Raw genomic sequence first — 25,114 nt, 5'->3', positions numbered from 1 at the left:
ACAAGGCCGAGCAGATGGGTCTTCTGCCCTTTTTACGGAGAGAATCATGCGGCCGAGCCGCCGTGCACCAGATGAATTGCGGGCCGTGAGCCTGGAACGCGGCGTCGTCAAATACGCCGAGGGCTCGTGCCTGGTGAAGTTCGGCGACACCCATGTCCTGGTCACCGCCACGCTCGAGGACCGGCTTCCGCCCTGGCTCAAGGGCCAGGGACGCGGCTGGATTACCGCCGAATACGGCATGTTGCCGCGCGCCACGCTGGAGCGGACCCGGCGCGAGGCCTCGGCCGGCAAGCAGACCGGGCGCACCGTCGAGATCCAGCGCCTGATCGGCCGCTCGCTGCGCACCGCGATCGACCTCGAAGCGCTCGGCGAGCGCCAGATCACGGTCGATTGCGACGTGCTGCAGGCCGATGGCGGCACCCGCACCGCCTCGATCACCGGCGCCTGGGTCGCGCTGGCCGACTGCATCCGCTGGATGAAATCGCGCAACATGATCAAGACCGAGGTGCTGCGCGCCAACGTCGCCGCGATCTCCTGCGGCATCTACAATGGCACACCGGTGCTCGATCTCGACTACGCCGAGGATTCCGAGGCCGAGACGGACGCCAATTTCGTCATGACCGGCGACGGCCGCATCATCGAGGTGCAGGGCACGGCGGAGAAGACCCCGTTCACCGAGGCCGAGTTCCTGGCGCTGATGGCGCTCGCGCGCAAGGGCGTCGCCCGGCTGGTCGACTTGCAGAAGATGGCGGTCGCGTGAGCAGCAGCCACCGCAAGCTCACCGGCCGCATCGTCATTGCGACCCATAATCCCGGCAAGCTCGCCGAGATGCGCGAGCTGCTGGCGCCCTACGGCATCGAGGCGGTTTCGGCCGGCGAACTCGGGCTCGGCGAGCCCGACGAGACCGGCGAGACGTTCGAAGCCAATGCCCGCATCAAGGCGGTGGCCGCAGCAGAGGCCGCGCAACTGCCGGCCTTCGCCGACGATTCGGGCATCGTGGTGCATGGGCTCGACGGCGCGCCGGGCATCTACTCGGCCCGTTGGGCCGGCCCTGGCAAGGACTTCACTGCGGCGATGACGCGGATCGAGCGGCTGCTGCAGGAGCGTGGCGCTGTCGGCGCCGACCGGCGCGGCGCCCATTTCGTCTCGGCGCTGTGCGTCGCTTGGCCTGACGGCCACATCGAGGAGGTCGAGGCGCGGGTCGACGGCACCTTGGTATGGCCGCCGCGCGGCACCGCCGGCTTCGGCTATGACCCGATGTTCCTGCCCGACGGGCACGATCGCACCTTCGGCGAGATGACCAGCATCGAGAAGCACGGCCTGCCGCCGCTCGGACTCGGCCTGTCGCACCGGGCTCGTGCCTTCGTGAAGCTCGCGGAGATCTGCCTTGACCAACGCTGACAGCGAAGCGTTCGGCGTCTATGTGCACTGGCCGTTCTGCCTGTCGAAATGTCCGTATTGCGACTTCAACAGTCACGTCCGCCACGCCGCCATCGACCAGGAGCGGTTCGCCCGCGCCTTCGCGCAGGAGATCGCGACCACCGCCGGCCGCATTGGACCGCGCACCGTCACCTCGATCTTCCTCGGCGGCGGCACGCCGTCGCTGATGCAGCCGCAGACCGTCGGCGCGATTCTGGATGCAATCGGCAAGCACTGGCACGTCGCCGGTGACGTCGAGGTGTCGCTGGAGGCCAATCCGACCAGCGTCGAGGCAACGCGCTTTGCCGGCTATCGCACCGCCGGCGTCAACCGCGTCTCGCTGGGCGTCCAGGCGATGGACGATGCCTCGCTGAAGATGCTGGGACGTCTGCACACGGCGGAGGAAGCGATGCAGGCGGTGGCGATCGCGCGTGGCGCCTTCGATCGCTATTCCTTCGACCTGATCTATGCCCGGCCCGACCAGACGCCGGCGATGTGGACGGAGGAGCTGACCCGCGCGATCGGCGAGGCGGCCGAGCATCTGTCGCTGTACCAGCTCACGATCGAAGAGGGCACGCCGTTCTTCGGGCTGCATGCCGCCGGCAAGCTGAAGACGCCCGACGAGGGCCTGGCGCGCACGCTGTACGACGTGACCCAGGAGGTCTGCGCCCGTCACGGCCTGCCGGCCTATGAGATCTCGAACCATGCCCGTCCCGGCGCGGAGTGCCGGCACAATCTCGTCTATTGGCGCGGCCAGGAATATGCCGGCATCGGTCCCGGCGCCCATGGCCGGCTCGATATCGATGGCATCCGACACGCCACCGCGACCGACAAGCGGCCCGAGGCCTGGGTGATGCGGGTCGAGTCCACTGGACACGGCGTCATGACGGACGATCTGCTCAATCGCGAGGAACGCGCCGACGAGTTTCTGCTGATGGGGCTCCGGCTCGCCGAAGGCATCGACCCACGGCGTTATGCCGCGATCTCGGGGCGAGCACTCGATCCGCGCCGCATCGCGCTGCTGCGCGAGGAGGGCGCGATCGCCGTCGACACGGACGGACGGCTGCGCGTCACGCAGGAGGGTTTTCCGGTGCTGGACGCCGTCGTCGCCGATCTCGCCGCCTGAGCCGATCGGCGCACTCGTCGTCGTTTGCGTCGCGCGGAAGCTAAGTCGCGCTGAAGCTCTTGGGCGCACCGGCCACGGCCTGCGCGCCGCCGGTGCCGACGCGCATGACCGCGAGCCCGCGCTCATTGGTGCCGTCGCTGCGGAACCGAAACAGCCCGTCGATGCCGGCAAAGCCGGATGAGTTGGTCAGCACATCCGGCGCGAAGCGCTGGGCGCCTTGGGTGCGCGCCAGCGCGGCGACCAGCGCCACGGCATCATAGGCCAGCGTCGCCGTGCGCACGGGATCGCCACCAAAACGCGTGCGGTAGCGGCCGGCGAAGGCACGGAAGCCCGAAGGATCGGGCGCAGCATAGACACCGCCTTGCATGCTGGCGCTGTTGTAAACGCGCGGATGGTCCCACAACCCCGTGCCCAGCAGCTGGATGTTGCGCAGGTTCGCACCGGCCGCCGTGAGCGCATCGGCGGTCGCCACGACCGAATCGCCGTCGTCGGCCAGCAGCAGCGCATCGGCGCCACCGAGCGCCTGCGCCACGGCCCGGGCGGGCATCGTGCGGTCGCCGGAATATTTCTCGAACGCCACGATTCGTCCGCCGCGGCGGGTGACGGCCGTCTTGAAGGCGCCCTCGACGACGGTGCCATAGGCATTGTCCGGGAGCAGCGCGGCAAAGGAGCGTTTTCCCACGCTCGCGGAATAGTCGACGATGCGGGTGGCATCGGACTCCGGCAGGAAGCTCAGCAGATAGACACCCCGTCCGGCGACGCTCGAGTCGGTCGAGAAGGCGATCACCGAGACGTTGCGCGTCCGCGCCACCTGCGCGGTCGCCGGCACCGAGCCGGCGAACAACGGCCCGAGGATGATCTCCGCGCCTTCGTCGCACGCCTGTTGCGCGCTTTGCTGCGCGCCTTGCGGACTACCGGCGTCGTCCTTGATCAGGAGCTGGATGTTGGGGTTCTGAAACTCGGCCAGCGCCATCTCGGCCGCGCTCTTCATCGATTGCGCGGCGACGCCGGCATTGCCCGATGCCGACAGCGGCAGGATCAGCCCGACCTTGACCTGGCCGTTACCGGCCACCGCCGGCTGCTGCGGCGGTCCGGCGGGCGCCGTGGGCTGCTCGAATGGGTTCGAAAGCTGGCCAAAGCCCTGCTGGACGTTGGAACATGCCGACAGCAGCGGCGCGCCGAGGATCAGGCCGAGCGCCGTTCGCCGGGCAACCCCCTGGGGTCCCGGACCGTGAGAACTGGGATGACGCGGGCCCACCATGGCATCTCTTCGCTCGGCCGAGACCGGCCACAAGTTCCCCAACCGCACGTCCCCCAGGCCGTGCTGATTCACTCATATTGTCGACGAATAGTTAAGCAAAACAAAAGGCTGTCAGAGCCACACAGAATATCAAATCGACGTTTTGCACGGCCTATCCCCTGCTCGAAGCAATGCCCTTTGAAGTGCATTTTCGAACTTGAAGCTCCGATGAACGGCGCGGCCGGCCATGCCGGTTGGACCTTCACATTCATAGAACCACTGTTCCACGGTGGCATTCCCCGGCCCGGCCCTTTAAATTACCCCGATGGGCGCCAAGGCAATCCCGAACATCTCGCCGGACGACGGCAAATCTTCCACCTCATGGACATATCTGGTGGCAGGACAGCGCGTGATGGCGCACCGGGCGCGGCCGGGCCTGTACCTCGTGGCAACGCCGATCGGCAATCTCGGCGACATCACGCTGCGCGCCCTGGAGACGCTGGCCGGCGCTGACATCGTCTTCTGCGAGGACACGCGAATCACGCGGCGGCTGGCCGAGCGCTACGGCCTGGGCGCCGAGCTTGCCGCCTACCACGAGCACAATGCCGAAGCGGTCAGGCCGAAGATTCTGCAGCGCCTGTCCGAGGGCGCGGCCATTGCGCTGGTGTCGGACGCCGGCACGCCGCTGATCTCCGACCCCGGCTACAAGCTGGTGCGCGCCGCCTGCGAAGCTGGACACGCCGTCACCGCCCTGCCGGGACCCTCCGCAGTGCTCGCCGCGCTGAGCGTCGCGGCGCTGCCGACCGACCGGTTCTTCTTCGAAGGCTTCCTTCCCGCCAAGCAGCAGGCGCGGCGCACGCGGCTGGCGGAGCTGGCGCGCGTCGAGGCCACGCTCGTGATGTTCGAGGCGGGCAGCCGCGTGCAGGAGACGCTCGCCGATCTCGCCGGCGTCATGGCGGGGCGGCAGGCCGCGATCTGTCGCGAGCTCACCAAGCTGCATGAGGAAGTTCTCCGCGGCCCCGTGCACGCGCTCGCCGCCCAGGCCGACGAACTCGAAACGCGCGGCGAGTTCGTGCTGGTGATCGGGCCGCCGCCGCGCGATGCCGCGGTGCTGACGCAGGATGCACTGGACGCGCTGCTCAAGGATCTCCTGCCGCGGTCGAGCGTCAAGGACGCGGTCATGCATGCCGTCGAATTGTCGGGCCGGCCGCGCCGCGAGGTCTATGCGCGCGCGCTCGAGCTTGCCAAGAACGCGCGGTCGGGAGAGGCCGATGGCGAAGACTGAGCGTGCGTCCCCCGACAAGCCCGTCAAGACCGCCGCGCCGGAGCGCGTCGCCGCCTTCCGCACCGGCCTCTCGGCCGAAGCCCGCGCCGCCGCACTGCTGATGGCCAAGGGCTATCGCATCCTCGCCAAGCGCTTTCGCACGCCACATGGCGAGATCGACATCATTGCGCGCAAACGCAACCTCGTCGCCTTCGTCGAGGTCAAGGCGCGCGCCTCGCTCGACGACGCCGCCTATGCGGTGACGCCGCGCCAGCAGCATCGTATCATCGATGCCGCGCAGGCTTGGCTGATGGCGCATCCCGACCATGCCGAATTGGAGCTGCGCTTCGACGCGATTCTGGTTGCGCCGCGCAGCCTGCCGCGCCATCTGATCGCGGCGTTCGACGCCAGCCAATGACACCGAGCCACTGCAGACAGACCGGGACCTGCCCATGAAACTGAACGTCGCCGTCCAGATGGACCCCATCGCGCGCATCAACATCCGCGGCGACTCGACATTTGCGATGCTGCTCGAAGCGCAGCGGCGCGGCCATGGCCTGTGCTACTACACGCCGGACAAGCTCTCGTTGCGCGGCGAGGAACTGTACGCACCGGTGCAGGCGCTGACCGTGCGCGACCAGGTCGGCGATCACTTCACGCTCGGCGAGCCGAAGCCGACGGCGCTGACATCGTTCGACGTCGTGCTGCTGCGCCAGGATCCGCCGTTCGATCTCGCCTACATCACCTCGACGCATTTCCTCGAGCGCATCCATCCGAAGACGCTGGTGGTGAATGACCCCGCCAGCGTGCGCAATGCGCCGGAAAAGCTGTTCGTAATGAACTTTCCGCAGCTGATGCCGCCGACCTTGATTTCGCGCGATCTCGACGAGATCAACGCCTTCCGCGATCAGCACGGCGCCGTGGTGATGAAGCCGCTGCACGGCCATGGCGGCGCGGCGGTGTTCCGCGTGATGCCGCAGGACATGAATTTCGGCTCGCTGTTCGACATGTTCTCGGTGACGTTCAGGGAGCCCTGGGTGATCCAGCGCTTCCTTCCCGAGGTGAAGCATGGCGACAAGCGCATCATCCTGGTCGACGGCGAGTTCGCCGGCGCCGTCAACCGCGTGCCCGCCGCTGATGACCTTCGCTCCAACATGGTCCGCGGCGGCGCTGCGCAGGCGACCGATCTCAGCCCGCGCGAGCGCGAGATCTGCGACACGCTCGGCCCGGAGCTGCGCGCCCGCGGCCTGCTGCTGGTCGGCATCGACGTCATCGACGGCAATCTCACCGAGATCAACGTGACCTCGCCGACCGGCATCCGCGCGATCTCCCGGCTCGGCGGCCCGGACATCGCCGCGCGCGTGTGGGACGTGATCGAGGCCAAGCGGCGCTGATTTCCTCACGGATCATGGCTGGGGATAAGCTCGCGGATATCACGGCCTGCGCTGTCTCCGGCCCGTCTCGTCGTCAGCCAGGGCGCTGACGGCGGCTCAATTCATGCTATCGCAAATCCCATGCGTCTCGTCCTAACCACCTGGAACATCAACTCGGTGCGCCTGCGCATCGACCTCGTCGCCAAGCTCATCAAGCAGGTCAGGCCCGATGTGCTGTGCCTGCAGGAGACCAAGTGCATCGACGATGCCTTCCCGCTGAAACGGTTCAAGCGGCTCGGCTATGAGCACATCGCGCTGAACGGGCAGAAGGGCTATCACGGCGTCGCCGTGATCTCGAAATGGCCGTTCGAGGATACGAACGTCCGCACGTTCTGCGACAAGGTGGACTCACGCCACATCACGGTGGCGTTCGGCGAGAAGGCGCAGCTGGCGCAGCCGCTGGTGTTGCATAATTTCTACGTGCCCGCCGGCGGCGACATTCCCGATCCCGCGCTGAACCCGAAGTTCGAGCACAAATTGCAATTCCTCGACGAGATGAAGGCGTGCGAGCCGCTGCATCCGCGCGGCGACGACCGCCACATCCTGGTCGGCGATCTCAACGTCGCGCCGCATGAGCACGACGTCTGGTCGCACAAGCAGCTCCTGAAGGTGGTCTCGCACACGCCCATCGAAACCGAGAAGCTGCTGGCGGCGCAGGCCCATGGCGAATGGATCGACGTCGCGCGCGAGCGCATCCCGATGTCGGAGAAGGTCTATACATGGTGGAGCTACCGCGCCGCCGACTGGACCGTCGGCGACCGCGGCCGCCGGCTCGACCACATCTGGGTGTCACGCGCGCTGAAGGACCACGTCAGCGACTTCAAGATCCTGCGCGATGCGCGCAGCTGGGAGAGGCCGTCGGACCACGTCCCGGTCACGGTGACGCTGGACGTCTAGCGGTCCGCGCTTGGGGTCACGACGTCAGCTTGGCGCCGGCCATCAGGATGTCGTTGGCGATTCGGCTGGCGCGGTGGGCGAATTCGTCGCGCAGGCGGCGCGCGGCCACGGCATCGCTCTCCAGCACGCGCTGAAACAGGCTTCGCGAGATGCGCACCACGGTGGAGTATTCCAGAGCGGTCGCCGTCGCCGGGCGGCGCATCTCGACCAGAAGCGCCAGCTCACCGATCAGCATGCTGGGCCTGGCGACGATCTCTGCCCCGCCTTCGTCGCTGACGCTCAACGCGCCGCGCTGGACGACATAGCCGCAATCGGCCGTGTCGCCCTCGCGAAACAGCGTCTCGCCGCTCTGGATGTTACGCTGCTCGGAGCCGATCGCGATCATGCGCAGCGAATCGCTTCCCAACAGACGCAGGGTCGGGACGCGCTCCAGCAGCGCAATATCGTCTTCGATCGACATCGAGGGCCCGGGGAAGGCGAAATGGAACCAATATCATAGACGGCAAACCGCCAATCCCCGAACGTATCACGGCACCAGCTTGTATCCACCGGCCTCCGTCACCAGAATCTCTGGATTCGCGGCATCTTTCTCGATTTTCTGCCGCAGACGGTAAATGTGGGTCTCCAGCGTATGGGTGGTGACGCCGGAATTGTAGCCCCAGACCTCCTGGAGCAGGGTCTCGCGCGACACCGGCTGCTGGCCGGCGCGGTAGAGGAAACGCAGGATCGCCGTCTCCTTCTCGGTCAGGCGGACCTTGCGGGCGTTGGCGCCGGTCAGCATCTTCGAGCCCGGCCGGAAACTGTAGGGGCCGACCGAGAACACCGCATCCTCGCTCGCCTCATGCTGGCGCAACTGGGCGCGGATGCGCGCCAGCAGGACGGCGAAGCGGAACGGCTTGGCGACGTAGTCGTTGGCGCCGGATTCGAGGCCGAGGATCGTGTCCGAATCAGTGTCGTGCCCGGTCAGCATGATGATCGGCGCCTTGAAGCCGCCCTTGCGCAGCGACCGCACCACCTCGCGGCCATCGGTATCGGGCAGGCCGACATCCATCAGCACCAGATCGGGGGAATTGGCCTTTGCCGCGCTGGCGCCCTTGGCGCCGGTGTCCACCGCCTGGGCCTCGAACTCGTCATGCAGCGAGAGCTGCTCCATCAGGGTGTCGCGCAGATCGGTGTCGTCGTCCACGATCAGGATCTTGCGGGCATTGGCCATTGGTACAATCCTCTTGGTGGCGCCGGCGGGAATCCGGGAGGTGGCGCCGTCAACGGTGGGCAAACAGGCTCATCAGCCCTGTTTCGTCTTGAAGTAGGGGGCTGTTACCGATTCACAAGCGCCGGCTACTCTACTCCAGAATTGGGCAGGGAATGCGATGAATGTCCTGGTCGACCCTCGCGGCGGACCATTCGCCGACATTAAGGCAATTGCCGGGCAATGCATGGCAATGAAAAGGCACGTTGTTTCATATCTTTATGGACAAAGGTTGGTGGCATGCCAGCATCGCTGATCGCGATCAGCACCAAGGCCGGGTGCCGACAGCGCGGCTGGCTCAAGGTCTGGGGCCACGTCATCCCGGTCGCTCTTGGCCGTGGCGGCATCCTGGCCAACAAGCGGGAGGGCGACGGCGGCACTCCGCGCGGGACCTTCTATCCGCGCCGGCTATGGTGGCGCGCCGACCGGCATCCGCGCCCACGCACCTCGCTGCCGGTCCGGCTGATCGGCCCCGACGACGCCTGGTGCGAGGATCCCGCCGACCGGCACTACAACCAGCCGATCCGGCGGCGCGGTGACCAGCCCGGCGACCGGCTGGCGCGCCCGGACCATCTTTACGACTTCATCGTCGAGATCGACCACAACACGCGGCCCCGGATCGCGGGCCGCGGCAGCGCCGTGTTCCTGCATCTGGCGCGGCCGCATTTCGCTCCGACCGCGGGCTGCGTCGCCATGACCCGGCCTGCGATGCTCCTTCTGTTGCAAAGGATCGGCCCGCGCACCAGGATCGTGATCGAATAACGGGAGACGGGGAGGACATCATGTGCGCGACCGATCAGCCTGCCGGCGCCTCGGCCATTCTGCGCTCGCACTGGCAGCAGGGGAGCAAGCTCGCCGAACTGCCGCCGGAGCTGCGTCCCCATGACCGCGCCGCAGGCTATGCGATCCAGGCTGCGCTCGAGAACCACTCGGACAAGCCGTTGTTCGGCTGGAAGATCGCGGCCACCAGCGAGGCGGGACAGCGCCATATCAATGTCGCCGGCCCGATGGCCGGGCGGATCCTCGCCGAGACCGTGCTCCCGGTGGGCGGCGCCGCTTCCATGGCCGGCAACGCCATGCGCGTGGCCGAGCCGGAATTCGCCTTCCGCCTCGGTGTCGACCTGCCGCCGCGGCCAACACCTTATGATGTCGCCGAGGTGCTCGCCGCCGTCGCCACGTTGCACCCCGCAATCGAAATCCCGGATTCGCGCTTCGCCGATTTCGTCAGCGCCGGCGAGGCGCAGCTGATCGCCGACAATGCCTGCGCGCATCTGTTCGTGCTGGGCGAACCGACCACCGCCGACTGGCGCAGCCGCGACCTGATCGAGGAGCGGCCGCGCATCAGCCTGCGCGGCGAAACCTTCATCGGCCATGGCCGCAACGTGCTCGGCGATCCCCGCGTGGCTCTGGCCTGGCTGGTCAACGAGCTGCGGCAGCTCGGCATCCCGGCTCGAGCAGGGCAGGTGGTCACCACCGGCACCTGCCATCCGCCGCTGCCGATCGACAGTGGCGACGTGATGGAGGCCGACTTCGGCGATCTCGGGCGGGTGTCGGTCCAATTCGAATGAGCGGCAGGAAGGCGAGGCAAGTGCCTCAGCGATGCCCGAAGATCGCCGAGCCGACCCGCACGTGGGTCGCACCAAACTGGATCGCGGTGGCGAAGTCCGCGCTCATGCCCATCGAGAGATTTGCAAGACCATTGCGCGCCGCGATCTTGGCCGTCAGGGCGAAATGCGGGCCCGGCGCCTCATCGACCGGCGGAATGCACATCAGGCCTGAAATCTGAAGGCCGTAATCCTTGTGGCAGGCCGCAAGGAAGGCGTCGGCGTCGCCGGGCGCGATGCCCGCCTTCTGCGGTTCCTCGCCGGTGTTGATCTGGACGAACAGCTGCGGATGCCGACCCTGGGCCGCAATCTCCTTGGCGAGGGCAGCGCACAGGCTCGGACGGTCGACCGAGTGGATGGCGTCGAACAGCGCCACCGCCTCTTTTGCCTTGTTGGACTGCAGCGGCCCGATCAGGTGCAGCACCAGACCCGGATGCGCCGCCATCAGCGCCGGCCACTTGCCCTTGGCCTCCTGGACGCGGTTTTCACCAAAATCCCGCTGTCCGGCCACGATCACCGGCTCGATCGCATCGGCTGCGAAGGTCTTTGAGACGGCAATCAATGTCACCGAGGCGCGTTCACGCTTCGCCTCGCGGCAGGCGCGCAGGATCTCCTGCTCGACGGCGGCAAGGGCCGGAGGGGCAGACGAGGTTGAGGCATTCGAGGCATCAGGCACGATGGGGGTCCGTCGATCGGTAGATTTACGGGTTTGGGTGCAATTTTACAGAGTTCGAGAAAGGGTTCTTGAACCCTTCTCCTTACCCTTCACGGCCGGGGTAGGGGAAAGAAATGCCAAGCATCCGCTTCAATCGCAATAGAGTGAAGCTGAACCGGCTGATGGGGATCCGCGCACGCTTGGCGTTGCTCGCCCTGATCCTGGTGGCGCCGCTGATGCTGGAGCGCGCCCGGTCGCTGGAAGGCGCCAGGACCCGGCAGATCGCGCTCGCATCCGAGGAATTCTTTGCTCTCGCCCGGCAGAGTGCCGACATGCAGCGCGAGGTCATCATGTCGGTCGAGACCGTGCTGAAGTCGACCGCCTACGTCCGGGCGTCGGCCACCGGCGTCAGCCGCAGCTGCGACATGATGCGGGCCAGCCTGCCGGCGACGCTGCCCTGGATTCGCACCCTGATGATCGCCGGCCGCGACGGCCGCATCCAGTGCTCCACCAACAATCAATATGTCGGGCTCGACTTCAGCGACCGGCCGTATTTCCGGGGCGCGCAGGAATCGCGCGATTTCGTCTTCAGCGATTATCTGCTGTCGAAGCCGACCCACATGCCGATCGTGATGGCTGCCTATCCGGTCGGTGCGATCACCGGTGAGCCGGATGCGGTGATGCTCGCCAGCGTGAACCTGGAATGGATGTCCAAGATCATGAGCAATCTTGGCAATCGCCCGGGCATCACGGCGGTGCTGATCGACAGCGAGGGAACCGTGCTGGCGGCACCGGCCGACCGGACCGAGCTGATCGGCCGGCCGCTCGACAGCGTGCCGCTGCTGTCGGCCTTCGCCGAGACGGCGACGAGCTCGAGCAAGCCGACGGAGACGATGAGCTTCACCGCCGCTGACGGCTCCAAGCGCGCCATCACCTTCACGCGCATCGCCGACACCGGCTCGCGCCTGATCGTCAGCATCGACGAGACCCGCGTGACCGCCGCGATCGACCGCGAGATCCGCAACGCCTATCTGCAGGCGGGCTTGGTCTGCCTGATCGTGCTATTGGGTGCGCTGATCGCCGCCGAGAAGCTGATCGTTCGTCCCGTCAACATGCTCGCCGCCACCGCCAAGCGCTTCGGCCATGGCCACTGGTCGGCGCGGGTCGCGACCAAGCATCTGCCCTCCGAGTTCGTGCCGCTGGCGAAATCCTTCAACGCGATGGCCGCCAAGCTCGGCCAGCGCGAGCGCGAGCTGATCGCCGCCAACGACCGGCTGACGGTGATGGCATCGATCGACATGCTCTCGGGCCTTGCCAACCGGCGCGGCTTCCAGAACCGGATCGACATCGAGTGGGCGCGCGCCGAGCAGAACGGCAGCGAGCTGTCGCTGCTGATGATCGATGTCGATCATTTCAAGCTCTACAACGACACCTATGGACATCCCGAGGGCGACGCCTGCCTGTCACGCCTCGGCGAGACGCTGTCGCAGATCGCGGGCTCCACGACCGCCTTTGCAGGCCGCTATGGCGGAGAGGAATTCTGCCTGCTGCTGCCCGGCATGAACGCGAGGCAGGCGCTCGAAATCGGCGAGCAGGTCCGTGCCGCCGTGCTCGACCTGGAGCTGCCGCATGCGACCTCGGCGCATCGGTGCGTCACCGTCAGCGTCGGAGTCGCCTCGACGCGTGCGCACGAATCACTGACGTCCGCCGATCTGATCGAAGCCGCCGATGCCGCGCTCTATGCCGCCAAGCATCGTGGCCGCAACACGGTGGCTACGCATGGCTTCGGCGGTGTCGACGACGACGACAGCAGAGACGTCGCGCGCGCCGGCTGATCCGGCGGGACGGCGCTGCGAGCGTCAGCCGACCGCCAGCTTGCGGTCGAGCTCGAGCTCGGTGACGACGCGATTGCGGCCGAGCTTCTTGGCCAGGTACAGCGCACGGTCACAGCGATCTATCAGATCGGCCATCGACTCGCCGAACTGGAACTGGCCGACGCCGATCGACACCGTGATCTGTGGCAATACCTCGCCGGTGGAGCGCCGGGTGAACTGGCAATCGGCAATGGTGCGGCGGATGCGCTCGGCGATCGCCGTGCAGCCTTCGAGGTCGGTCTGCGGCAGCACCGCGATCAGTTCCTCGCCACCGTAGCGGGCCGGCAGATCCTTCTCACGCACGCGCTCACGCAGTGCCTTGGCCACCAGACGCAGCACCTGATCGCCGACGCCGTGACCGTAATTGTCGTTGAACTTCTTGAAGTGGTCGACGTCGATCAGGAGAATGCTGAGCGGCTCGTCGCGCTCCATTGCCTCGATCTGGACGTGACGGAAGAATTCTTCGAGCGCGCGCCGGTTCGGCAGGCCCGTCAACGTATCGGTGCGCGCGCGCTGCTCCGATTTGTTGAGCGAGTCCCTGATGGTGTCGAGCTCGCGCGACTTCTCGGCGAAGCTCGCCTCCAGCTTCGCGGCGCGCGCGGTCGCCTGGGCGAGCTCGCTGACGAGGTTCTCGATCAGGATCTTCGGATCGACGCCCTGCTCGCTGCGTTCGGCGACGCCGTCGATCGCCTCCATATGCGTGCGGTTGTCGGCGATCGCGGCGGTCAGATAACTTTTGGCGGAGTCCATCACGCCATGCAACTGCTGCGAGACTTTATGGACGACGGCCGCTTCCGTGCCCTGCTGGCCGATATAGGTGTCGAACAGCGCCTGATTGGTGGTCTTGTCGAACTTGCGCTTGTTGCTGACGAGGATGTCGACCGCGCGCTTGAGGTCGGACGCCGAGCCCAGTGAGTATTTGAACCACAGATGGAAGTTGTTAGGCGTCGGTGGCACGCGCTGTTGAGCCATGGATTTCATGGCCTTTTCCGCGACAGTCGTCGCGTACTCGAAGTCAAGCTCGTCGAACGTAGCGCCGGACACGATGAGGAGTGATCCCAGATGCGGGCTTGAAGCCTGGATGTATGCACTCAGTCTCCCATTCAAGTCTTAACCGCGCCTCAACCCGACCTCCGACACCCCCGGCGAGGCTCGCAAAAAACGCGCGATTACCGTCGCTTAGCAGCTGCACGAAATGGTATCATCATCTGCCGCCCCATTGACCGAGGTGCCGCTTTTGTGGCCTAGTCCGCCGTCGAAAAACTGACGCGAATCCTCGAAAATTATAAGCGATTCCATGACATCCGAACGCTACAACGCCCGTGAAGCCGAGCCGCGCTGGCAGCGCGAGTGGGACGACAAGGCGATCTTCGCCACCAAGAACGACGATCCGCGTCCGAAATACTACGTACTCGAGATGTTTCCCTATCCATCGGGTCGCATCCATATCGGCCATGTCCGTAATTATACGCTCGGTGACGTACTGGCGCGGTTCATGCGCGCCAAGGGCTTCAACGTGCTGCATCCGATGGGATGGGACGCGTTCGGCCTGCCGGCGGAAAACGCCGCGATCGAGCGCAAGGTGGCACCGAAGGCGTGGACCTACGACAACATCGCCGCGATGAAGAAGCAGCTGCGCTCGATCGGCCTGTCGCTCGACTGGGCCCGCGAGTTCGCGACCTGCGACCCGTCCTACTACAAGCACCAGCAGAAGATGTTCCTCGACTTCATGCAGGCGGGGCTGGTGGAGCGCGAGAAGCGCAAGGTGAACTGGGATCCGGTCGACATGACCGTGCTCGCCAACGAGCAGGTCATCGACGGCCGCGGCTGGCGCTCCGGTGCGGTGGTCGAACAGCGTGAGATGAACCAGTGGGTGTTCAAGATCACGAAGTACTCGCAGGAGCTGCTGGACGCGCTGGACGGCCTGGACCGCTGGCCCGACAAGGTACGGCTGATGCAGCGCAACTGGATCGGCCGCTCCGAGGGCCTGCTGATCCGCTTCGCGCTGGATGCGGCGACCACGCCCGCCGGCGAGACCGAGCTGAAGATCTTCACGACCCGTCCCGACACGCTGTTCGGCGCCAAGTTCATGGCGATCTCGGCGGACCATCCGCTGGCGCAGGCAGAGGCCGCCAAGAACCCGGAACTCGCCGCGTTCATCGCGGAGATCAAGCGCATCGGCACCGCGCAGGAGGCGATCGACACCGCGGAGAAGCAGGGCTTCGACACCGGCATCCGCGCCGTGCATCCGTTCGACCCGAGCTGGACCCTGCCGGTCTATGTCGCGAACTTCGTGCTGATGGAGTACGGCACCGGCGCCATCTTCGGCTGTCCGGCGCATGACCAGCGCGACCTCGACTTCGTCAACAAATACGGCCTCGGCAACACGCCGGTGGTGTGCCCGGAAGGACAGGATCCCGCGAGCTTCGTCATCACCGACACCGCCTTCGACGGCGACGGGCGGCTGATCAATTCGCGCTTTCTCGACGGCATGACCATCGCGCAGGCCAAGGACGAAGTCGCGAAGCGGCTGGAGACCGAACGACGCGGCGGTGCTGCCGTCGGCGAGCGCCAGGTCAATTTCCGCCTGCGCGACTGGGGCATCTCGCGCCAGCGCTATTGGGGCTGCCCGATCCCGGTGATCCACTGCGCCAAGTGCGATGTGGTGCCGGTGCCGGCGCAAGAGCTGCCGGTGGTGCTGCCAGACGACGTCAGCTTCGACAAGCCGGGCAACGCGCTGGATCATCATCCGACCTGGAAGCACGTCACCTGTCCGACATGCGGCGGCAAGGCGACGCGCGAAACCGACACCATGGACACCTTCGTGGATTCGTCCTGGTACTTCGCGCGCTTCACCGATCCGTGGAACGAGAGCGCGCCGACGACGCCTGAGGTCGCCAACCGGATGATGCCGGTCGACCAGTATATCGGCGGCGTCGAGCATGCGATCCTGCACCTGCTCTATAGCCGCTTCTTCACCCGCGCGATGAAGGCGACCGGGCACGTCGCGATGGACGAGCCGTTCGCCGGCATGTTCACGCAGGGCATGGTGGTCCACGAGACCTACCAGAAGGCCGACGGCACCTACGTCAACCCGGCCGAGGTCAAGATCGAGGTCGGCGGCAACGGCCGCCGTGCGGTGCTGAGCGCGACCGGCGAGGACATCACGATCGGCCCGATCGAGAAGATGTCGAAGTCGAAGAAGAACACCGTCGACCCCGACGACATCATCGAGAGCTACGGCGCCGACGTCGCGCGCTGGTTCATGCTGTCGGACTCGCCGCCGGACCGCGACGTGATCTGGAGCGACGAGCGGGTGCAGGGCGCGGCGCGCTTCGTCCAGCGGCTGTGGCGGCTGGTCAACGAATCGGTCGCGGCAGCGGCGGAGGCCCCCTCCTCCCGTCCGGCCACCTTTGGCCCCGACGCGGTGGCGCTGCGCAAGGCCGCGCATGGTGCGCTGGACAAGGTGACCGGCGGCATCGAGCGGCTGCACTTCAACGTCTGCCTGGCGCATATCCGCGAATTCGCCAATGCGCTCGCCGACGCGCTGGCCCGTCCGGCCAAGCCGGCGCCGGACCTGGCCTTCGCGATCCGCGAGGCGGCGGGCATCCTGGTGCAGCTGTTCTCGCCGATGATGCCGCATCTGGCCGAGGAATGCTGGCAGGTACTCGGCCATTCCGGGCTGATCTCGGAGGCCGCCTGGCCGCAAATCGAACGAGATTTGCTGGTTGAGGACAGCATGACCCTGGTCGTGCAGGTCAACGGCAAGAAGCGCGGAGAAGTCACAGTCGCCAGCAACGCGCAGAATCCGGAAATTGAGTCTGCCGTTTTGGCCCTCGATGCAGTAAAACTGACGTTGGACGGCAAGCCTGTCCGCAAGGTGATCATTGTTCCCAAGAGGATCGTGAATGTCGTCGGCTAGGTTTCGGATCGCTGCACGCCTGGTTGCCGTGGCCGCATTGGCCGGGCTGACGGCCGGCTGCTTCCAGCCGATGTATGCCGAGCATGCTGACGGCACGCCGGGCCTGCGCGAAAAGCTGATGGGTATCGAGTTGCCGCCGGTCGACAAGCCGAACGCCTCGCCGGAGGCGCGCATCGGCGTCGACATCCGCAACGCGCTTGCGTTCAAGCTCTATGGCACCGCGACCGGCACCGCCCCGACCCACAAGCTGGTGTTGAGGTTCCAGACCAGCCGGTCCTCCCTGATCGTCTCGCAGACGACCGGCCTGCCGACCACCGAAAACGTCGGCCTCGACGTGCAGTACAATCTGGTCGATCTGGCCACGAACAAGTCGGTGATGACCGGAACGACGTTCGCTCGGACGTCCTACGACATCCCCGGCTCGTACCAGCGCTTCGCTCGTCAGCGCGCGTTCCGCGATGCCGAGGATCGCGCCTCCGAGGAGGTGGCCGAGAAGATCAAGACGCGGCTCGCGGCCTATTTCACCGCGGGCACCTGATCCACGGCTGACAACGCCGTGGTCGCGCTGCGCGGACGAGACATCGATGCCTTCCTGGCCAGACCGGACGCCGCGCGTCCGCTCATCCTGCTGTATGGCCCGGATGCCGGCCTGGTCCGGGAACGGGCCGAGGCTCTGATCGCCTCCGCGGTCGATAATCCCGACGATCCGTTTTCCGTGGTCAGGCTCGATGGGGACGAGCTCGCCGCCGAGCCGTCGCGGCTCGTCGACGAAGCCATGACGGTCCCGCTGTTCGGCGGCCGCCGCGCCATTCGCGTCCGTGCCGGATCGCGCAATTTTGCCAGCGGCGTCGAGACGCTCAGCCAGATGAATGTGCGCGACTGTCGCATCGTGATCGAGGCCGGCGACGTCAGGCCCGATTCGCCGCTGCGCAAGATTTGCGAGAAGGCAGCGTCCGCGGTCGCGATCGCCTGCTACCCGGACACCGAGCGCGATCTCGCCAAGCTGATCGACGACGAATTGCGCATCGCCAGCCTGCGCATCTCGCAAGATGCGCGCGCCTATCTGATGGCGCTGCTCGGCGGCGACCGGCAGGCGTCACGCAACGAAGTGCGCAAGCTGACGCTGTTCGCGCATGGCGAGGGAGAGGTGACGCTCGACCATGTGATGGCCGTGGTCGCGGACGCCTCGGAGATGAAGCTCGACCCGATCGTCGACGGCGCCTTCGGCGGCAAGCCTGACGTGGTCGAGACCGAGTTCGGCAAGGCGATGATCGCCGGCACCTATCCTGGCGTGATCATTTCTGCTGCGCAGCGACATGCAGCATGGCTGCACAAATCCGCGCTCGCCGTCGCCTCGGGGACGCCGGTCTCATCCATCCTCGAAGGCGGCTTTCCGCGCTTGCACTTCTCGCGCAAGCCGAGCGCCGAGACGGCGCTACGCAACCTCTCCCCTGCCCGGCTGCTGCCGATCATCGACCAGCTCGCGACGGCCGCGCTCGACATGCGCAAGCAGCCCGGGCTCGCGGCGGCGATCGCGCAACGAACCTTGTTGTCGATCGCGGTGAATGCTCGGCGGAAGGGATGACTTGGTTTCGGAACGCCGGCTAATTGAGTAGCGACGTCCGAGACGGGATCTGAGGCGGCTCCCCAATTCCGGTGTCATTCCGGGGCGACGCGCGCCAGCGCGACGAGCCCGGAATCCATCAGGCCACATTGTCTGCCGTGAGATGGATTCCGGGCTCGTGCTACGCACGCCCCGGAATGACGGAGGGGAGAGTGGGGACCACTTTGAGCGACCGCGATCAGCAAGCAAAGGTCTGATGCGTCGTCGTCAGTTGAGCGGCTCTTCCTAACTAGGAGCTCGTCATGCCCGGGCTTGACCCCGCCATCCATCCACTTCGCACGAAGTCGTCACCAAAGATGGATGGCCGGGTCAAGCCCGGCCATGACGGCGTGAGAGCAGAGCAACAAACTGACAAGGACACTACGGTCATAAGCATGGCACCGCGTCAGCGCCACCGAACCCACGACTAACCCTGCTCCAGCCGACGCATCACCTCGTCGAGCTGCTCCAGGCTGCGATAGGTGATCTGCACCGTGCCGCCGGGATCGCGGTGGCTGATCGAGAGGGTCAGACCGAGTGCGTCGCCGACGCGCTTCTCCAGCGCAAGCGTGTCGGCGTCCTTCTTCTCAGCCGGCGCGCTGCCACTGCTGCGCGGCTTCTGCGGCTTGCGCTCGGGGACGCCCTCTTCATGGGCGAGCGCCTCGGTCTGCCGCACGTTCAGCCCTTCGGCGATGATCTTCTTCGCGGCCGACATCGGATCCGGCAGGTTGATGAGCGCGCGGGCATGACCGGCCGAAATCTGCCCCGTCGCGATGAAGCCCTGCACCTCGGCCGGCAGCTTGGTCAGCCGCATCATATTGGCGACGTGGCTGCGGCTCTTGCCGACGATCTTGGCGATGTCTTCCTGGTTGCGTTTGAACTCGTTGGCGAGGGCGTGATAGCCCTGCGCCTCCTCCATCGGATTGAGATCCTCGCGCTGCACGTTCTCGATGATCGCGAGCTCGAGCGCGTCGCTGTCGCTGACATCGACCGGAACGATCGGCACCTCGTGCAGGCCCGCCGCCTGCGACGCCCGCCAGCGCCGCTCGCCGGCGATGATCTCGAAGCGATCCTGCTGGCCCTTGATCGGACGCACCACGATCGGCTGGATCACGCCGTGCTGCTTGATCGAGGCGGAGAGCTCCGCAAGCTCACCGTCGGAAAACGTCTTGCGCGGATTGCGCGGATTCGGCTTGAGAAACTCGATCGGCACCTTGCGCTGATTGCGCGGCCGCTCCGGCGGCGCGCCGGCTTCGCGGTTCACGTCACCAATCAGACTTGCAAGACCCCGGCCCAATCGCGATCGCGACTCGTCCGCCATCGCCTTCTCCTTTGGATTCACGTCACGCTCCGCTTGCGTCTGCTGCCGAACCGCAGCGTCGGCGCAATGAAAAGGGATCGCGAATCCCGCAGCCGGGATCCGCCGTCATCCTGCAATGAGACCCGGGTGACGCGAGGCCACCCGGAGCAAAGGCATTGATCAGTTGGTGCGCAGGTCGCGCTCGCGCTGGATCACCTCGGTCGCGAGCTTGAGATAGGCCTCGCTGCCGACGCACTTCAGGTCATAGACCAGCACCGGCTTGCCGTAGGACGGCGCCTCCGAGATGCGCACGTTGCGCGGGATCATCGTGTTGTAGACCTTCGACCCCATGAACTGGCGTACGTCGGCGACCACCTGGTTGGACAGGTTGTTGCGCGAGTCGAACATCGTCAGCACGATGCCGTGGATCGACAGGTTCGGGTTCAACGTCGAGCGCACCTGCTCCACGGTCTGCAGCAGCTGCGACAAACCTTCGAGCGCAAAGAACTCGCACTGCAGCGGCACCAGGATCGCATCCGATGCGGCCATGGCGTTAACGGTCAGCAGGTTCAGCGACGGCGGGCAGTCGACCAGCACATAGGTGTAGTCGTTCTCCGGCGAGACGTTGTTGTTGAGCCCCGCAATGGCATCGCGCAGACGGAAGGCGCGGTTGGCGCTGGTGCCGAGCTCGAGTTCGAGACCCGACAAATCCATCGTCGAGGAAGCGATGTGCAGACGCGGCACCGCGGTCGCGACGACGGCGTCGCGCAGCGAGGCCTCGCCGATCAGGACGTCATAGGTCGAGCAGTTGCGGCTGCCGCGGTCGATGCCGAGCCCGGTCGAGGCGTTGCCCTGAGGATCCAGGTCGACGATCAGCACACGCTCGCCGATGGCAGCCAGCGCCGTGCCGAGGTTGATCGCAGTCGTGGTCTTGCCGACCCCGCCCTTCTGATTGGCGAGCGCCAGGATGCGCGGATGCCCGTCCGGATGAGGGGCTCTATCTTCTTGATAAATCTGATCAATTACGGCCATGCGCGATCGCCATTGGTTGTCTTCGCGGAATTCAGCTCTGTCGCTCGATGCAATCGATTGCGACGATCCAGCCCTGCCCGCCCGTCCGGCTGGAATGAAGTTTCGGCTCAATTTTCCAATAGTTAGTAGATTCGGTCAATTCCGCTTCTACATCTTGACCCTTGAGAAACAGCGCTTTGGCACCTTTTTTCACCAAGGGCTCCGCAAAGCCGATGAGTTGATGTAGCGGAGCCAGCGCGCGTGCGGTCACGCAATCGACCCGCCCACTCCACTTCTCCACGATATCCCCGATCTCAGACAAATGCACCACTCCTGGCGAGCCGGTGACGCGAATTGCTTCGCGCAAGAAGGCCGCTTTCTTGGCGATGCGCTCGACGAGATGGACCTGTGCGCCGGGCCGCTCGGCCAGGGCGCACGCCAGGACGACGCCGGGAAAGCCACCGCCGCTGCCGAGGTCGACCCAAATCTTGGCGTCGGGCGCGAGATCGAGCAGCTGCAGCGAATCTGAAATGTGCCGCGTCCAGAGGTGCGGCAAGGTTGAGGGTGCGACAAGGTTGGTCTTGGCCTGCCACTCGAGCAGCAGCGCGACATAGCGGTCCAAGCGCTGCTCCGTTTCACGTGAAACAGGAGTCAGCGCGAGCGCCGCGGCCTTATCCGCGTCGTGCACCTTGTTGGCCATCGCTGAGCCGGAGTGTTTCACGTGAAACGTGCCTCAGCCGCGGATTTGCCGCGCGCTTCGCGCCGCAGATACGCCGCGAGGATCCCCAGTGCCGCCGGCGTCATTCCATCGATCCGGCCCGCCTGCCCAATCGTCCACGGTTTGGCGGCTGTCAGCTTCGCCCTCGCCTCGTTCGAAAGCCCGGGCACGAGGGCGTAGTCGATGTCGCCAAGCACCAGGCCTTCGTCGCGGCGAAAGGCGTCCACATCCTCGCTCTGTCGGCGGACATAGACATCATATTTGGCGTCGATCTCGAGATGGGTCGCGATAACAGGGTCGATCGTTCCGAGCTCTGGCCAGACGGCTTGAACCTGAGCGAAGCCGATCTCGGGATAAGCCATCAGCTCGAAGGCCGATCGTCGCTGTCCATCGCGGTTCAAACTCAGGCCATGCCTGGCCGCTTCGTTCGGCGTGATCGTCAGCGACTTCGCATGCGCGCGGGCCGCTTCGAGCGCATCCATCTTGGCGCGATGGAAGCGCGCCCGATCGCTACCGACGCAGCCGAACGCGATGCCTTTGTCGGTGAGGCGCTGATCAGCATTGTCGGCGCGCAAGGTCAGACGATACTCGGCGCGCGAGGTAAACATCCGATAGGGTTCAGTGATCCCCCGCGTCACGAGATCATCGATCATGACGCCGAGATAGCCGTCGGCGCGATCGAACACGATCGGCTCCCCGGCTGCCGCCGCGAGCGCCGCGTTGAGACCGGCCACGAGACCCTGGGCTGCCGCCTCTTCATAGCCTGTCGTGCCGTTGATCTGGCCGGCAAGGAACAATCCCTTCATCCGCTTGGTCTGCAAGGTCGGCTCCAGCTCACGCGGATCGACGTGGTCGTATTCGATCGCGTAGCCTGGCCGGATCATCCGAACACGCTCCAGTCCCGGAATGGTCGGCAGCAGCGCCAGCTGCACCTCCTCGGGGAGCGACGTCGAAATGCCGTTGGGATAGACCGTCGTATCGTCGAGTCCCTCTGGCTCCAGGAAGATCTGGTGGCCGTCGCGGTCTCCAAAGCGGACGATCTTATCTTCGACCGACGGGCAATAGCGCGGTCCCGTCGACTTGATCTGTCCCGAGTACATCGGCGAGCGATGGACATTGGCCCGGATGACATCGTGGGTCGACGGCGTCGTCCGGGTGATGCCGCACTGGATCTGAGGAGTCGTGATCTTGGCAGTCAGCACCGAGAACGGCTCTGGCGGATCGTCTCCCGGCTGCATCTCCACCGCAGACCAATCGATCGTGGTGCCATCCAGCCGGGGTGGCGTCCCCGTTTTCAGACGGCCGAGACGAAACCCAAACGCCTCGAGCGACCTCGACAGACCCAGCGCCGGCGCCTCGCCGACACGACCGGCGGGCCATGTCTTGTCACCGAGATGGATGAGACCGCGGAGGAAGGTGCCGGTGGTGATCACCACGGCACCGCAGGCAAAGGCACGGCCGTCGGCCAGACGAAGTCCGACAACACGTCCGTCGCTGACGACCAGTTCGTCCGCCTCGCCTTCGATCACGGCGAGGTTGGCCGCCGCCCGGATCGCCTCCTGCATCGCCGCGGCGTAGAGCTTCCGGTCGGCCTGAGCCCGAGGACCACGGACGGCGGGGCCCTTTCGGCGATTGAGAACGCGAAACTGGATGCCCCCGGCATCGGCGACCCGCCCCATCAGACCATCCAGCGCATCGACTTCCCGAACCAGATGGCCCTTGCCCAATCCGCCGATGGCGGGATTGCAGGACATGGCGCCGATGGTCGCAAACTGGTGGGTGACCAGCGCGGTGCGGGCGCCCATGCGTGCCGAAGCCGCGGCGGCCTCACAGCCGGCATGGCCGCCGCCGATGACGATGACGTCGTAGGATGTTTGATGCTCGCTCATGACCGGATATCTAGCGCTTGCCGACAACGCCCGGAAGACGTTTCACGTGAAACACTGGAGGGCGGCAGCCACGGGCGTTTCACGTGAAACAGTTCGATTCTCCTACAGACCTGCTTTGTTTCACGTGAAACACCAGCTGAGGTTCCACGGCCCCTGTTTCACGTGAAACAATTGACGGTCGGTTAACCAAACAACGCTTCGTTAAGTATATCTCCCGACACGGTGTGTGGACTGCCTACTTCCCGACGCAGAACTCGCGGAAGATCACGTCGAGCACATCCTCGACATCGACCCGGCCCAAAAGGCGTCCAAGCGCGAGCGCCGCGATCCTCAATTCCTCCGCAGCGAGCTCCTCACCAAGATTGACGGCAGCGATGCTGCGGCGAAGGGCTGCGGCCGTCTCGCTGAGCAAAGTCCGCTGCCGCTCTCGGGTGATGAGCCCACTCTCGGTCGATCCAAAATAGTCGCGAGCAAAACCGACCAACGCCTTGAGCAACGCCGGGAGTCCCTCTCCGCTTCGCGCTGAGATCTCAAACAAGGGACTTTCACTCGGAGCCAAGCCCGTGCCGACGCCTTCAAACGTCGGCAGATCGATCTTATTCCGGACAAGCCAGACCGGGACGTCCTCCTGGGGCTCGGCCACTTGATCATCTTCGGCCAGCCAAAGCACCAGATCAGCCTGAGCGGCACGGTCCCGGGCGCGCCTGACACCCTCCTGCTCGACCGGATCGTTCGTTTCCCGGATTCCAGCCGTATCGATCACCGTCACCGGATATCCCTCGAGGTCGAGCTGCACCTCGATGAGATCCCGCGTCGTGCCGGCATGCGGCGAGACGATCGCCACCTCGCGTTGGGCCAATTGGTTCATCAAGGTCGACTTGCCGGCATTCGGCGGTCCGGCGATCACCACGGTCAGACCGTCGCGCAGCCGCTCGGCCCGGCCCTGCGCCGACAACACGGATTGGATATCGGTCAGGAGCCGTTCGATCCGCGATAGCGCGGGCGCTATCAGCTCGGCCGGCACGTCACCTTCGTCGGCGAAGTCGATCCCCGCCTCGATCAGCGCCGCAGCCTGGATGATCTGCTCGCGCCAGCTTCGCGCTCTGTCGCCGAGCAGACCCGTCAGCTGCCGCAGCGCCTGGCGACGCTGGCGATCAGTGTCGGCGTGTATGAGATCGTCGAGACCTTCCGCCTCGGTCAGATCGATCTTGCCGTTCTCGAATGCTCGCCGCGTAAACTCGCCAGGTTCCGCAGGGCGCAGCTGCGGCGTGACAGCCAACACCGAGAACAGCGTCGCGATGACGGCGCGACTGCCATGGACATGCAACTCGACGACATCTTCACCGGTCGCACTCGCCGGACCTGGAAACCACAGCACGACGGCATCATCGATCGGCTCGCCCTGGTGCTCCCGAAGCATGACCCGTGTGGCCATCCGCGCCGGCGGGATCTTTCCGGCAAGCGTCTGAAGAGCTGCGCCGGCATGCGGGCCGGACAGTCTGATAATCGCAATCGCGCTGGGCAGGCGTCCGGAGGACAGCGCGAAGATGGTCTGGTCGCGAGGATGCATGATCCTCAGTTGGGCTCAGCCGCGCAGAAAGACAATCGGTTTACCGCGGCATGCTTTACGCCGACTGCCGACGTGGGACGAACCGCAATCCGCTCGTCTCTAGCGACCTGTGCAGCAGCGTCTGGAAGGATAGGACCAGCACGCCGACCTCAGCGCCGAGACAGATCTCAGGGGCATCAGCGGAGAGTGGTGATTTCGGACGTCGTCATCGACGTAAGCGTCTTTGCTGATCGACCCTCACCGCTGATGAGATTCTCGCTCTCTCATTCCTCCGAGCACCGGCGGTGGATGCCGGGGCAGGACGAGCAGTGACGGCGACCGCTTGGTCCATAAATAGATT

23 protein-coding genes are annotated in these 25,114 nt (G+C 65.7%); 13 read left to right on the top strand and 10 right to left on the bottom strand.

From position 1 onward, the window contains the following. Nucleotides 1-46 precede the first annotated feature (46 nt). From rph to hemW, 3 genes are read left to right on the top strand one after another with little or no spacing between them, the layout of a single operon-like run. Entirely contained in the window at nt 47-760 is a 714-nt protein-coding gene (gene rph / locus HL666_RS13295) for a ribonuclease PH (RefSeq protein WP_172113636.1), read from the top strand. Continuing rightward, a complete protein-coding gene (rdgB, locus tag HL666_RS13290; RefSeq protein WP_172113637.1) occupies nt 757-1,401 on the top strand; it encodes an RdgB/HAM1 family non-canonical purine NTP pyrophosphatase in 645 nt (214 codons plus the stop codon). The genes rph and rdgB overlap by 4 nt, the downstream gene beginning before the upstream one ends. Next, nucleotides 1,388-2,545 carry a radical SAM family heme chaperone HemW gene (hemW, locus tag HL666_RS13285; RefSeq protein WP_172181854.1) on the top strand — a complete coding sequence of 386 codons (1,158 nt, stop codon included), beginning with the start codon at nt 1,388-1,390 and terminating at the stop codon, nt 2,543-2,545. Before rdgB ends, hemW begins: the two co-directional genes overlap by 14 nt. A gap of 40 nt (nt 2,546-2,585) precedes the next feature. Here the strand turns inward: hemW and HL666_RS13280 are convergent, their stop codons facing one another. Next, complete coding sequence (locus HL666_RS13280) at nt 2,586-3,806, bottom strand: penicillin-binding protein activator (RefSeq protein ID WP_172113639.1); 1,221 nt, start codon at nt 3,804-3,806, stop codon at nt 2,586-2,588. 304 nt (nt 3,807-4,110) lie between these two features. Between HL666_RS13280 and rsmI the strand changes: the two genes are divergently transcribed. The 4 genes from rsmI (at nt 4,111) to HL666_RS13260 (ending at nt 7,379) form a co-directional block, all read left to right on the top strand. Further along, nucleotides 4,111-5,070, top strand: coding sequence for a 16S rRNA (cytidine(1402)-2'-O)-methyltransferase (rsmI, locus tag HL666_RS13275; RefSeq protein ID WP_172181853.1), 960 nt, complete (start codon nt 4,111-4,113; stop codon nt 5,068-5,070). Further along, nucleotides 5,057-5,467, top strand: coding sequence for a YraN family protein (locus tag HL666_RS13270; RefSeq protein WP_172113641.1), 411 nt, complete (start codon nt 5,057-5,059; stop codon nt 5,465-5,467). The genes rsmI and HL666_RS13270 overlap by 14 nt, the downstream gene beginning before the upstream one ends. 34 nt (nt 5,468-5,501) lie before the next feature. After that, nucleotides 5,502-6,443, top strand: a complete 942-nt coding sequence (gene gshB, locus HL666_RS13265) for a glutathione synthase (RefSeq protein ID WP_172132586.1) — start codon at nt 5,502-5,504, stop codon at nt 6,441-6,443. Between the two features lie 120 nt (nt 6,444-6,563). After that, nucleotides 6,564-7,379 (top strand): exodeoxyribonuclease III, encoded by an 816-nt coding sequence (locus HL666_RS13260; RefSeq protein ID WP_172132587.1) that lies wholly within the window; start codon nt 6,564-6,566, stop codon nt 7,377-7,379. Between the two features lie 16 nt (nt 7,380-7,395). Here the strand turns inward: HL666_RS13260 and HL666_RS13255 are convergent, their stop codons facing one another. After that, nucleotides 7,396-7,839: a cyclic nucleotide-binding domain-containing protein gene (locus HL666_RS13255; protein ID WP_172113644.1), complete on the bottom strand. Its 444-nt coding sequence runs from the start codon at nt 7,837-7,839 to the stop codon at nt 7,396-7,398. A 66-nt stretch (nt 7,840-7,905) separates the two neighbouring features. Beyond that, entirely contained in the window at nt 7,906-8,592 is a 687-nt protein-coding gene (locus HL666_RS13250) for a response regulator transcription factor (RefSeq protein ID WP_006612692.1), read from the bottom strand. A 276-nt stretch (nt 8,593-8,868) separates the two neighbouring features. Between HL666_RS13250 and HL666_RS13245 the strand changes: the two genes are divergently transcribed. Next, entirely contained in the window at nt 8,869-9,390 is a 522-nt protein-coding gene (locus tag HL666_RS13245) for a L,D-transpeptidase family protein (RefSeq protein ID WP_172181852.1), read from the top strand. Nucleotides 9,391-9,410: 20 nt separating this feature from the next. Then, nucleotides 9,411-10,196, top strand: a complete 786-nt coding sequence (locus HL666_RS13240) for a 2-keto-4-pentenoate hydratase (RefSeq protein ID WP_172181851.1) — start codon at nt 9,411-9,413, stop codon at nt 10,194-10,196. Nucleotides 10,197-10,221: 25 nt separating this feature from the next. Here HL666_RS13240 and HL666_RS13235 read toward each other — a convergent pair whose 3' ends face one another. Beyond that, nucleotides 10,222-10,908: a YggS family pyridoxal phosphate-dependent enzyme gene (locus tag HL666_RS13235; RefSeq protein ID WP_172113647.1), complete on the bottom strand. Its 687-nt coding sequence runs from the start codon at nt 10,906-10,908 to the stop codon at nt 10,222-10,224. A gap of 113 nt (nt 10,909-11,021) precedes the next feature. Here HL666_RS13235 and HL666_RS13230 point away from each other — a divergent pair, with 113 nt between their 5' ends. After that, nucleotides 11,022-12,722, top strand: coding sequence for a sensor domain-containing diguanylate cyclase (locus HL666_RS13230; RefSeq protein ID WP_172113648.1), 1,701 nt, complete (start codon nt 11,022-11,024; stop codon nt 12,720-12,722). A gap of 24 nt (nt 12,723-12,746) precedes the next feature. Here HL666_RS13230 and HL666_RS13225 read toward each other — a convergent pair whose 3' ends face one another. Further along, complete coding sequence (locus HL666_RS13225; protein WP_172113692.1) at nt 12,747-13,733, bottom strand: GGDEF domain-containing protein; 987 nt, start codon at nt 13,731-13,733, stop codon at nt 12,747-12,749. A gap of 325 nt (nt 13,734-14,058) precedes the next feature. Here HL666_RS13225 and leuS point away from each other — a divergent pair, with 325 nt between their 5' ends. From leuS to holA, 3 genes are read left to right on the top strand one after another with little or no spacing between them, the layout of a single operon-like run. Then, nucleotides 14,059-16,683, top strand: a complete 2,625-nt coding sequence (gene leuS, locus HL666_RS13220; protein WP_172181850.1) for a leucine--tRNA ligase — start codon at nt 14,059-14,061, stop codon at nt 16,681-16,683. Continuing rightward, nucleotides 16,670-17,221 (top strand): LPS assembly lipoprotein LptE, encoded by a 552-nt coding sequence (lptE, locus tag HL666_RS13215; RefSeq protein WP_172113650.1) that lies wholly within the window; start codon nt 16,670-16,672, stop codon nt 17,219-17,221. Before leuS ends, lptE begins: the two co-directional genes overlap by 14 nt. Before the next feature lie 18 nt (nt 17,222-17,239). Next, on the top strand, nt 17,240-18,268 hold the full coding sequence (gene holA / locus HL666_RS13210; protein ID WP_172181849.1) for a DNA polymerase III subunit delta: 1,029 nt from the start codon (nt 17,240-17,242) through the stop codon (nt 18,266-18,268). 445 nt (nt 18,269-18,713) lie between these two features. On the opposite strand, the gene HL666_RS13205 is transcribed toward holA, so the two are convergent. The 5 genes from HL666_RS13205 to mnmE all read right to left on the bottom strand — a co-directional run bounded on the left by HL666_RS13205 (nt 18,714) and on the right by mnmE (nt 24,774). Then, entirely contained in the window at nt 18,714-19,607 is an 894-nt protein-coding gene (locus tag HL666_RS13205; protein WP_172113652.1) for a ParB/RepB/Spo0J family partition protein, read from the bottom strand. A 159-nt stretch (nt 19,608-19,766) separates the two neighbouring features. Then, nucleotides 19,767-20,618, bottom strand: a complete 852-nt coding sequence (locus tag HL666_RS13200) for a ParA family protein (RefSeq protein WP_172113653.1) — start codon at nt 20,616-20,618, stop codon at nt 19,767-19,769. Nucleotides 20,619-20,649: 31 nt separating this feature from the next. Continuing rightward, nucleotides 20,650-21,318 carry a 16S rRNA (guanine(527)-N(7))-methyltransferase RsmG gene (rsmG, locus tag HL666_RS13195; RefSeq protein ID WP_376698595.1) on the bottom strand — a complete coding sequence of 223 codons (669 nt, stop codon included), beginning with the start codon at nt 21,316-21,318 and terminating at the stop codon, nt 20,650-20,652. Continuing rightward, nucleotides 21,315-23,204: a tRNA uridine-5-carboxymethylaminomethyl(34) synthesis enzyme MnmG gene (mnmG, locus tag HL666_RS13190; RefSeq protein ID WP_172181846.1), complete on the bottom strand. Its 1,890-nt coding sequence runs from the start codon at nt 23,202-23,204 to the stop codon at nt 21,315-21,317. The genes rsmG and mnmG overlap by 4 nt, the downstream gene beginning before the upstream one ends. A gap of 235 nt (nt 23,205-23,439) precedes the next feature. Further along, on the bottom strand, nt 23,440-24,774 hold the full coding sequence (gene mnmE, locus HL666_RS13185) for a tRNA uridine-5-carboxymethylaminomethyl(34) synthesis GTPase MnmE (protein WP_172132594.1): 1,335 nt from the start codon (nt 24,772-24,774) through the stop codon (nt 23,440-23,442). Between the last annotated feature and the right edge of the window lie 340 nt (nt 24,775-25,114).

Source organism: Bradyrhizobium aeschynomenes, assembly GCF_013178945.1.
Lineage (GTDB): Bacteria > Pseudomonadota > Alphaproteobacteria > Rhizobiales > Xanthobacteraceae > Bradyrhizobium > Bradyrhizobium aeschynomenes.
Note: the sequence above shows the minus strand (reverse complement) of the source record. Positions and strands in the feature narration are given on the sequence as shown.